We start from the raw sequence: 8,527 nt of genomic DNA, 5'->3' as shown, positions 1-8,527 counted from the left end.
CTGACGGAACTGTAATTGCGGCTGATGTTCTTGAAACTGACATACTTAGCGTAAAACTAGAAAATCCAGATTTCTTTTCTACAGCAAAAATCGCTTATGAAATCGGAAACTGCCACGCTCCCCTTTTTGCAGGGAAAACCTCAGGTGAACTGATTACGATTTTTAATGAGCCGATAAAAAGACTTCTGGAGAATTTTCACGAAATCAAAGTGACTGTCGAAAAACGCCATGAAAAGCTGGATTTTTCAAGACAGATTTCTTCGATTGTTGGACACGGTCACTCTCATGGAAATTCGGAGCACACGCACGAGCACTCTCACGAGCACGAGCATGTTCATGGCTGACATCGATTTTGAGCTTTTGCAGCTGAATGACTCAACTTTTCCAATCGGCTCCTACACGCTTTCATGGGGACTGGAGACTTTTGTGCAGCAGAAAATCATTCATGATAGTCAGAGCGCGCTTGAATATCTTGAATCTGAAATCAGTTCCAATTTTTTGACCAGTGAACTTCTGACAGCCAGACTTTCTTATGAACAGACGGCTTCAGGTTCATGGAACAAAGTTCTGGAAATCGATTCAATTTACAACGCCTCAAAGCCTGCAAAGGAAATCAGAGTCGGAAGCAAAAAAATTACGGCAAGATTTTTCAAGACGGTGAGCTTGTGGCAAGATGAAGCCGGTTCTGACGAGATTTCGGCTCGCCTTTCAGAGTTGAATCATTTTCCGGTGATTTACGGCTCTTACTGCGCGCTGAGAAAAATCAAGGAAGAAGATGCCTTGAAGACTTTTTTGTACAGCCAGTTTTCCGCGCGGGTTACGACACTGGTAAAACTGATTCCGCTGAGCCAGAACGAGGGGCAGAAAATCCTTCATTCGCTGTTCGCTGATTTTGAAAGAATTCTTTCGAAAGTCCTGACACTGACAGAAGATGATTTGTGCCGTTCGTCCCCTTCGTGTGAGATACGTTCAATGCAGCACGAATTTTTGTACACGAGATTGTATATGAGTTAAAAAGTGCAAAACGGTCTTACATCGGGAACCTGCCACAAAACTCGCGGTGAACAAGTTCAAGCGATTTTTTGTCAGAAGCCCGATTCCGGCCGTTTTGCACCGTCTGCCTTAATACAAGCTCGCGTCGCAAAGTAAACATAGGAGAAAAAAAGGAAATGAAATTTACTAAAATTGGAGTTGCCGGTCCGGTCGGCTCTGGAAAGACAGCTTTAGTTGAAGCTTTGACACGAAGGCTTGCTTCAAAATATTCAATCGGCGTGATTACTAACGACATTTACACAAAAGAAGATGCTGAATTTCTGGCGGCTCATTCGGTTCTTCCAAAAGAGCGGATTATCGGAGTTGAAACTGGCGGATGTCCACACACTGCAATCCGTGAGGACGCTTCGATGAATCTTGAGGCTGTCGAGGAACTGAAAGAGCGCTTTCCTGACATTGAACTCATGTTCATTGAAAGTGGCGGCGACAACCTTTCCGCGACTTTTTCGCCTGAGCTTGTGGACGCGACAATATTTGTAATCGATGTTGCAGAAGGTGACAAAATCCCGCGCAAAGGCGGACCGGGAATCATGCGGAGCAATCTTCTGGTAATCAATAAAATTGACCTTGCCCCACTTGTCGGAGCCAGCCTTGAAGTCATGGCACGGGATTCAAAAAAAATGCGGGGAGAAAAACCTTTTGTCTTTACGAACATCAGAAGCGGCCAAGGAATCGATGAGGTGATTGCGTTCTTGGATAAATATGTTTTCTTCACGGATTTGCAGTAAGAAAAATGAATCAGTTTTCCGCTCCCTCAAGATTTGAGATTACCGCTGCCCGCTCAAAATCGGGAAAGACTTTCATTGAAGACAGTTTTTTTACTTCTCCCTTTAAGATTATGAAGCCCTTTGAAAAAGAAGATGGTGGAATTTCCGTCTTTCTTCAAAGCGCGAGTCCCGGAATTCTTGCGGGCGACATTCAGGAACACAAAATCAATGTGAAAAAAGGTGCGAAACTTGAAATCCGAGGCCAGTCCTTTGAAAAAATCTTCAAAATGAAAGAAAATCAAAAAGCAGAACGAAAGATTTTCGGAAAAGTTGAAGATGAAGCTACATTGATTTATTCTCCGCTACCCTGCATTCCCTTTTCTCAGAGCAATTTTTCTTCAACGACGGAAATCAATATTTCAAAATCTTCCCGCTTAATTTACGAGGACTGCATTTGTGCCGGGAGATGCGCCTGCGGAGAAGTTTTTGATTTTACACTCTACAAAAACCTGATAAAAATCTATCGCGAAGAAAAACTCATTTTCTGCGATAACGCTTTTTTTGAAGGAAGCTGCGGCGGAAAAAATCTAAAGGCTAAAGAACTCCTTCAAAGCCCATCAATGTTCGGACGCTTTACCCATTGCGGAAGCCTTTTTTTGTTCGGATATGAAAAATCTGTCCTGGAAATCCGTAGGATTCTTAATCTTGAAGAAAAACTTTTGTACACGGAAGATTTGATTTCACGCTTCAATAAACCAGGCCAGGTTCTTATTGAGGCGAGTGAAACTGATTTTGGCGACATCGTCGTGCGCGCGCTGGGAAACAGTGCGGAAAACATTCAGAGGATATTTGAAAGAGTGAAAGAACTGGTGAGATAAATCAAAATCTAAAAATGCCGCAGCACAGTCATTCAGGAGGTAATTCAGACCATGCCACGGCAGAAAATGCCTGCTTTTTTGACGATGTCTTAGCCAATCGCCATTTTTGACTGAATCAGGGAAGAGTCAGCTTCTTTTGTAAGACCGCTCAAGGTGATTTCTCCTTTATCCATGACATAATAGCTGTCACTTACTTCAAGAACAAAATCAAGATACTGCTCGACTATTAGAATCGTAATTCCAAGTTCACGGTTGACGCGCTGAATTGCCGTTGCGATGTCTTCGATGATTGAAGGCTGGATTCCTTCGGTCGGTTCGTCGAGAATCAGAAGTTTCGGGTGTGATACCAGTGCCCTTGCGATTGCAAGCTGCTGCTGCTGTCCGCCGCTCAAATTTCCGCCCTTTCTCTTCAAAAAATCCTTTATGATCGGGAAAAGCTCAAAAATTTCCTCGCCGATTTTACCTTTACAGCCTTTTACTTCAAGACCAAGTTCAAGATTTTCTTCAACCGTAAGCTGAGGAAAAATCTCTCGTCCCTGCGGAACATAACCGATTCCAAGAGCAGCCCTTTCATAAATCTTTTTATTTCTGAGTTCTTCTCCTTCAAGCAGAATGCTTCCGGCCGTCGTTTTTACAATACCCATGATACTTTTTAAGGTTGTACTCTTCCCTACACCATTTCGCCCGATAAGACAGGCAATTTTTCCGTCAGGAACAGACATTGTCAAATCTGGAATTATATTGCTTTCTCCATACCAGGAACTTAGATTTTTAATTTCAAGCATTTTTTCTTTCCTCCAATTCAGAAGACTGCACAGTTCCGCTCTTATGGAATTTTCCGCGTCCAAGATAAACTGCGCGCACTTTTTCATCAGCAAGAACTGAATCCGCCGTTCCCTCGACAAGAATCTTTCCTTCATGCATTACAGTCACACGGTCTGCAACTGCCCGCACGAACTCCATGTCATGCTCAACGACTACGACGGAATATTTTTCAGCGATTTTTCTGATTAACTGTCCTGTCTTCATGGTTTCTTCTTTTCCCATTCCCGCGACCGGCTCATCAAGAAGAAGCACGGAAGGTTCCTGAACAAGAAGCATTCCGATTTCAAGCCACTGTTTCTGCCCGTGTGAAAGGGAGGCAGCCTTATCATCTTTTTTATCAAGGAGACTTACAAAATTCAGAACCGACTCAATCCTCTCCTTTTGCTTGGGTGAAATCTTAAATAAGAGGGATGAAAAAACATCTTTGTTGCCTTTCAGGGAGATTTCCATGTTTTCCCAGACCGTAAGGCTCGTAAAGACCGACGGGGCCTGAAATTTCCGGCCGATTCCTTCCTCGACGATTTCCGCTTCCGAAAGTTTTGTCAGTTCAATGTTTACCGTTTTTCGCGCACCGATGTCCGTTCCGCCGCGATAGAAGATTTTTCCGGCAGAAGGGCGGGTCTTTCCGCAGATGATGTCGAGCAGAGTCGTCTTTCCGGCACCGTTCGGCCCGATGAAAAAATGAACGCTGTGCGGCAAAATTGATGTCGTGACATCAGTAAGCGCCTTAAAACCTTCAAAACTTACTGAAATATTGTTGATTTCGATTACCGGAGTTACAAATGATTTTTCTTCACTCATGATACTGCCTCCTCCTTAACAAGGCTCTTTCCAGCCAGCTTTTTTGATATGATTGCCTTTGCGTCCGTGAATACGCCTGTAAGTCCGCGCGGTAAGAACAATACGACTACAACGAAAATCGCGCCGATGAAGTACGACCAGATTTCAGGCAGGCTTTCGCTTATCAAGGTTTTCGTGATGTTTACAATAAATGCTCCGATGACGGCTCCGATTAAAGTTCCACGGCCACCGACTGCAACCCAGATTGCCATGTCGATTGAGTTTGAAATGCTCATCTCTGACGGTGAAATGATTCCAGAAAACGGCACGAAAAGTGCTCCTGCAATTCCCGTGAAAAGCGCGCTTAAAACATAAACGAAGGTCTTGTAGCCCGCCGTCTGATAGCCGGAAAATCTTGCCCGGTTTTCGCCGTCCCTGATTGCAACGAGAACCCGTCCGCATTTTGTGCGCATAATCGAAGCAAAGCAGAAATATGTGGTCACCAAAAACATGAGCGCGACATAGTACCAGATCAGTTTTGCCTTGATTCCGGCGATTGGAAGACCGAAAAGCGTTGAGAATTCAGTGATTCCGTTCGTTCCGCCAGTGTACTGCTGAAGTCCGACAAATAAAGTTACGAAGACAAGGGCAAGTGCCTGTGAAAGAATCGAAAAGTAAACACCCTTGATTCTGTTAAGGAATGTCAGAAGACCGAGGACGAAAGCCAGAAGCGACGGAACAAGGATAATCATCATGACGGCCTCTGGTGCCGATTTGTAGAATTCCCAGAACCACGGAAGACTCGTTCTTCCGCTCCAGCTCATAAAGTCAGGAAGATTTCCGCGGCTTGCGACAAGCTTTAAGTACATTCCCATTCCATACCCGCCGAGTCCGAAAAAAACACCGTGACCGAGGCTTAAAATTCCTGTGTAACCCCAGATTAAGTCGATGCTCAGGGCGACGATTGCGTAAGTGATGAATTTTCCGACAAGGCTTACCCTGAACGGAGAAAGGAAAAGCGGAAGAAGGGCGATGACGAGCACGACGACAGCGAAAGCAATGTTCTTGCGTTTTGGATTCAAGCCGTCTATCGAAGATTCACTTCCATACACCACGGATTTATATAAATCAGATATTTTAGTTTTGAAAGTCATAGTTCCTCCTTACTCGTCCAAAGCCCGCGAATGAATCGTGAACAATCCCTGCGGCTTTTTCTGAAGGAACAGAATTACGAGAATCAGAACAATTGCCTTTGCAATGTTCGCCGAAGTTCCGAACTGAATTGCGGCATTGCTCATTCCGATTAAAAGGGCTCCGGCAATCGCACCGGAAAGTTTTCCGACACCACCAAGAACTACGACCATGAAAGTGTCGATGATGTAATTCTGACCGAGGGAAGGGCCGACCGAGCCAAGCAAGCACAGGGCACAGCCGGCAACACCTGCAAGACCCGAGCCGACTGCAAAGGTGAAAGTGTCGATGCGGTTGGTTTTGATTCCGAGGCACTGAGCCATCGCACGGTTCTGCATGGTCGCACGCACTTTTTTTCCATAGGAAGTTTTGTACATAAGAATGTACATAAAGACCAGACAGAAAATCACAAGCAGAATTATGAAAAGTCTTTTATATGTCATAGCCACTCCAAAAACTTCAATATTTCCGTTAAGGACAGATGGCGAACTGACATTCACATTCGGAGCTCCAAAAATTGAGCGTGCAAGCTGCTGAAGGAAAAGACTTACGCCCCAGGTTGCAAGAAGCGAGTCGATTTCACGGCCGTAAAGCCGTTTTATTACAAGCCGTTCAAGAATGCAGCCAAAAAGTGCTGAAACCAGAAAGGAAAATAGTATTGCAACCGGATAATACAAATCAAAAGCGGGCTTCGGTATAAAATCAATGAAAAAATTCTGAACAAGGAATGTAGTGTACGACCCAATCATTATGAACTCACCGTGAGCCATATTGATGACGCGCATCAGTCCAAAAGTAACCGAAAGCCCGATTGCCGCCAGGAGAAGAATTGAACTGAGACTTATTCCGTTAAATAAAATCGTAAAAATTGTTTCCATAAGTTTAAACCACAGATTACGCAGATGCGCAAGGGATTGAAGTGGCGCGAAGCATTGCGTAGCAATGAAGCGATAGCGGAATCCAAACGAGCACAACAACGATGGTGCTCGCACAAAGCCCGACCGCCGTACCACGAAGCGTAGCGTAGTAGCGGCGGATGCGCCCCTTTAATTTTCAATTTTCAATTTACTACAGCCCTTTTGCCCAGTCGTAAGTTGAAAGATATGGATCAGGCTTTACAGCACCGCTTGTTGCCCAGACTTCATCAATCAAACCGGTTTCATTAATCTTTCCGATTCGGACTGGCTTAAAGATGTGCTGGTTGTCTCCGTCGAGAGTGACTTTTCCTTCAGGAGCGTCGAAACTGATTCCCTTTGCAGCGGCCTTAACTTTTTCTACATCGAATGAACCTGCCTTTTCAGCCGCCATTGCCCACAGGTAAACTCCGATGTAACCTGCTTCAATCGGGTCGTCTGTCACGCGCTTTTCACCGTAAGCCTTTTTATAAGCGGCAACGAATGCGTCGTTCTGCGGAGTTTTTGTAGTCTGATAGTAGTTCCATGCAACATAGTGTCCTTTAAGGTTTTCGATTCCGACACCGCCGACTTCTTCTTCCGCGATTGAGAAACTCATTACAGGAATTGAGTCTGCCTTAATACCGGCATCAGTAAGCTGCTTGAAAAATGCAACATTTGAATCCCCGTTGAGGGTGTTGATGATGCAGTCAGGTCTTGCCGCCTTGATTTTTGAAACGATTGTTGCGTAATCCGTGTGTCCCATCGGAGTGTATTCTTCACCGACAGCTGTTCCGCCAATGTGAGCAAGCTGAGCCTTGATGATTTTGTTTGCCGTGCGCGGGAAAACATAGTCGCTTCCAACGAGGAAGATGTTCTTTCCGAATTTTTCTGCACAGAAATCGACCGCAGGAACTGCCTGCTGGTTTGGAGCCGCCCCCATGTACATGATGTTAGGACTTGCTTCCATACCCTCGTACTGAACAGGATACCAGAGAAGAGCCCCTGTTTCTTCAACAACCGGCTTTACAGCCTTTCGGGAAGCACTTGTCCAGCAGCCAAAGATTGTCGCAACCTTGTCGCTTTGAATCAATTTCCTTGCCCGCTCAGCAAAAATCTGCGGTTCACTGGCTCCGTCTTCCTGAACGACTTCAATCATTTTTCCGAGAACACCGCCCTTTGCATTGATTTCACTTATTGCAAGAAGTTCTGCATCACGGACAGAAGTTTCTGAAATTGCCATGGTTCCGCTCAGAGAATGAAGGATTCCGACTTTGACAGTTTTTGAGTCTTCCTTTTTATTACATGAAGAAAGTGTGACTGTAGCACACAAAACAGCACCTGCCGCTAAAACTGTACCGATGATTCCACTAATTGTCTTTTTCATAATTTTGTCCTCCATAGGAAATTATTTTTTTATAAAAAAAGGCGTCCGTTTTCTTTGCCAGCATAAGAAAACAGACGCCTTTGTCTTATTTTTTTTATTTTGATTTTTATCTCACAAACTTCCTTTTTTGAAGCAAAGAATGTGCCGCAAAAACAAGAATTCCGCTTATAAGGATTATTGCTCCAAGAATTGTATCTTCTACACTCAGATCAAAAAATCCTTCCCCTTCAAGAACTGAAGCGATTCCATCCATGCTCCACATCAAACCGGCTGCCCAGAACATGAGCATTGCCATGAAGATGCTTTTTGTATTTTTTCCGCTCTTTTTATTCAGAACGAATGCAGTTGTGAATCCGACAGCCGCGCAAATCGTAATTACCAAACACATCAGAAAGCCCCTGACAGATTAATATTTTTGCTTTTTCTGCTTATAAACTGTGAAATTAGTTCGCCCACAGCCCAGACCGCCGTAACGACAAGAGCCATCGAAAAACCGACCGTTGCCATTTCATGAAGCATTTCAGGAATATCTTCCGGATTTTTCATTGCCGTAAGAAAAGGCGGATAAAGAACCACCTCACCATGGTATATATGCTCTATTGCAAGAAGAAAACTTCCGCCGTAAAGCATATTCTCAAGATGTCCGAGTTTTGCCTTGATTACGGAGTCAGCATTCTTTTTGAACGCAATTTTTTTTGCCGCACTAAGAATAATTCCTTCGGTAAGAGGAACTAAAAAACAAGCCATAGATGCCTCCAAAACAAAAAAAATGGAGCCGACTTTTTATGTCAGCTCCATTGCTTAATCTTGAAT

Annotated in this window: 11 protein-coding genes; 4 read left to right on the top strand and 7 right to left on the bottom strand. The window is 44.3% G+C overall.

Annotated elements, in window-relative coordinates:
• The 4 genes from ACKI5B_RS01230 to ACKI5B_RS01215 all read left to right on the top strand — a co-directional run.
• Nucleotides 1–344, top strand: a 344-nt coding sequence (locus ACKI5B_RS01230) for an urease accessory protein UreE (protein WP_407425132.1), incomplete at its 5' end; no start/stop codon positions are given.
• Nucleotides 337–1,014 carry an urease accessory protein UreF gene (locus ACKI5B_RS01225; RefSeq protein WP_407425131.1) on the top strand — a complete coding sequence of 226 codons (678 nt, stop codon included), beginning with the start codon at nt 337–339 and terminating at the stop codon, nt 1,012–1,014. The genes ACKI5B_RS01230 and ACKI5B_RS01225, both read left to right, overlap by 8 nt.
• Before the next feature lie 155 nt (nt 1,015–1,169).
• Nucleotides 1,170–1,781: an urease accessory protein UreG gene (gene ureG, locus ACKI5B_RS01220; protein WP_407425130.1), complete on the top strand. Its 612-nt coding sequence runs from the start codon at nt 1,170–1,172 to the stop codon at nt 1,779–1,781.
• Between the two features lie 5 nt (nt 1,782–1,786).
• Nucleotides 1,787–2,638 (top strand): urease accessory protein UreD, encoded by an 852-nt coding sequence (locus ACKI5B_RS01215; RefSeq protein WP_407425129.1) that lies wholly within the window; start codon nt 1,787–1,789, stop codon nt 2,636–2,638.
• 89 nt (nt 2,639–2,727) lie between these two features.
• Here ACKI5B_RS01215 and urtE read toward each other — a convergent pair whose 3' ends face one another.
• The 7 genes from urtE to ACKI5B_RS01180 form a co-directional block, all read right to left on the bottom strand.
• Nucleotides 2,728–3,423, bottom strand: coding sequence for an urea ABC transporter ATP-binding subunit UrtE (gene urtE / locus ACKI5B_RS01210; protein WP_407425128.1), 696 nt, complete (start codon nt 3,421–3,423; stop codon nt 2,728–2,730).
• Nucleotides 3,416–4,264: an urea ABC transporter ATP-binding protein UrtD gene (urtD, locus tag ACKI5B_RS01205; RefSeq protein ID WP_407425127.1), complete on the bottom strand. Its 849-nt coding sequence runs from the start codon at nt 4,262–4,264 to the stop codon at nt 3,416–3,418. The genes urtE and urtD overlap by 8 nt, the downstream gene beginning before the upstream one ends.
• Entirely contained in the window at nt 4,261–5,397 is a 1,137-nt protein-coding gene (gene urtC / locus ACKI5B_RS01200; RefSeq protein WP_407425126.1) for an urea ABC transporter permease subunit UrtC, read from the bottom strand. The genes urtD and urtC overlap by 4 nt, the downstream gene beginning before the upstream one ends.
• Before the next feature lie 9 nt (nt 5,398–5,406).
• A complete protein-coding gene (gene urtB / locus ACKI5B_RS01195) occupies nt 5,407–6,312 on the bottom strand; it encodes an urea ABC transporter permease subunit UrtB (RefSeq protein WP_407425125.1) in 906 nt (301 codons plus the stop codon).
• 190 nt (nt 6,313–6,502) lie between these two features.
• Nucleotides 6,503–7,714 (bottom strand): urea ABC transporter substrate-binding protein, encoded by a 1,212-nt coding sequence (gene urtA / locus ACKI5B_RS01190; protein ID WP_407425124.1) that lies wholly within the window; start codon nt 7,712–7,714, stop codon nt 6,503–6,505.
• Nucleotides 7,715–7,820: 106 nt separating this feature from the next.
• The gene (locus tag ACKI5B_RS01185; RefSeq protein ID WP_407425123.1) at nt 7,821–8,102 is read right to left on the bottom strand and encodes a hypothetical protein; all 282 of its coding nucleotides are present in this window, start codon (nt 8,100–8,102) and stop codon (nt 7,821–7,823) included.
• The gene (locus ACKI5B_RS01180; protein ID WP_407425122.1) at nt 8,102–8,461 is read right to left on the bottom strand and encodes a hypothetical protein; all 360 of its coding nucleotides are present in this window, start codon (nt 8,459–8,461) and stop codon (nt 8,102–8,104) included. The genes ACKI5B_RS01185 and ACKI5B_RS01180 overlap by 1 nt, the downstream gene beginning before the upstream one ends.
• Nucleotides 8,462–8,527: the final 66 nt, after the last annotated feature.

The sequence above is a fragment of the Treponema sp. genome (genome assembly GCF_045657965.1).
GTDB lineage: Bacteria > Spirochaetota > Spirochaetia > Treponematales > Treponemataceae > Treponema_D.
Note: the sequence above shows the minus strand (reverse complement) of the source record. Positions and strands in the feature narration are given on the sequence as shown.